Source organism: Streptomyces sp. NPDC045287, from assembly GCF_056432325.1.
The window spans coordinates 1-1605 of the sequence record NZ_JBWKJG010000049.1 but is presented as its reverse complement, the minus strand read 5'-3'; the positions used below and the strand labels follow the sequence as shown (position 1 = coordinate 1605).

Genomic DNA, 1605 nt, shown 5'->3' with positions numbered 1-1605 from the left:
GCCACCGCCGACCACCCGGTGGCGCTGATGCGTGCGGTGCTGGAGCGCAGGACGCCGCTGTTCGGCATCTGCTTCGGCAACCAGATCCTGGGCCGCGCGCTGGGCTTTGGCACCTACAAGCTCAAGTACGGCCACCGCGGCATCAACCAGCCCGTGCAGGACCGCACCACCGGCAAGGTCGAGGTGACCGCGCACAACCACGGCTTCGCCGTCGACGCCCCGCTCGACAAGGTGTCCGACACCCCCTACGGCCGCGCCGAGGTCTCCCACGTCTGCCTCAACGACAACGTGGTGGAGGGCCTCCAGCTGCTCGACCAGCCGGCCTTCAGCGTCCAGTACCACCCCGAAGCGGCCGCGGGCCCCCACGACGCCGCATACCTGTTCGACCGCTTCGTTTCCCTGATGGAGGCCGAGCGTGCCTAAGCGCACCGACATTCAGTCCGTCCTGGTCATCGGCTCCGGTCCGATCGTCATCGGGCAGGCCGCCGAGTTCGACTATTCGGGCACCCAGGCGTGCCGGGTCCTCAAGGCCGAGGGCCTGCGCGTCATCCTCGTCAACTCCAACCCGGCGACGATCATGACCGACCCGGAGATCGCCGACGCCACCTACGTCGAGCCGATCACCCCCGAGTTCGTCGAGAAGATCATCGCCAAGGAGCGCCCCGACGCGCTCCTGCCCACCCTGGGCGGCCAGACGGCCCTGAACACCGCGATCTCCCTGCACGAGAACGGTGTCCTCGAGAAGTACGGCGTCGAGCTGATCGGCGCCAACGTCGAGGCCATCCACAAGGGCGAGGACCGCGAGCAGTTCAAGGAGGTCGTGGAGGAGGTCCGCAAGAAGATCGGACACGGCGAGTCCGCCCGCTCGGTCATCTGCCACACCATGGACGAGGTGCTCGCCGGTGTCGAGCAGCTCGGCGGCTACCCGGTCGTCGTCCGCCCCTCCTTCACCATGGGCGGCGCCGGCTCCGGCTTCGCGCACGACGAGGAGGAGCTGCGCCGCATCGCCGGCCAGGGCCTCACGCTCTCCCCGACCACCGAGGTGCTCCTGGAGGAGTCCATCCTCGGCTGGAAGGAGTACGAGCTGGAGCTGATGCGCGACAAGCACGACAACGTCGTGGTCGTCTGCTCCATCGAGAACTTCGACCCCATGGGCGTGCACACCGGTGACTCCATCACCGTCGCCCCCGCGATGACCCTCACCGACCGCGAGTACCAGGTGCTGCGCGACATCGGCATCGCCGTCATCCGCGAGGTCGGCGTCGACACCGGCGGCTGCAACATCCAGTTCGCGGTCAACCCCGCCGACGGCCGGGTCATCGTCATCGAGATGAACCCGCGCGTGTCCCGCTCCTCGGCGCTCGCCTCCAAGGCGACCGGCTTCCCGATCGCCAAGATCGCCGCGAAGCTCGCCGTCGGCTACACGCTGGACGAGATCCCGAACGACATTACGCAGGAGACCCCGGCGTCCTTCGAGCCCACGCTCGACTACGTCGTGGTCAAGGCGCCCCGGTTCGCGTTCGAGAAGTTCCCCTCCGCCGACTCCACCCTCACCACGACGATGAAGTCGGTCGGCGAGGCCATGGCCATCGGCCGCAACTTCAC

At 68.2% G+C, this 1605-nt stretch carries 2 protein-coding genes; both read left to right on the top strand.

Going from position 1 to position 1605, the window contains the following annotated elements:
- Positions 1 to 423 (top strand): glutamine amidotransferase-related protein (locus AC07D6_RS33495; RefSeq protein ID WP_479050732.1); only part of this gene is annotated, 423 nt, incomplete at its 5' end.
- Positions 416 to 1605, top strand: a 1190-nt coding sequence (gene carB, locus AC07D6_RS33490; RefSeq protein WP_479050730.1) for a carbamoyl-phosphate synthase large subunit, incomplete at its 3' end; no start/stop codon positions are given. The genes AC07D6_RS33495 and carB, both read left to right, overlap by 8 nt.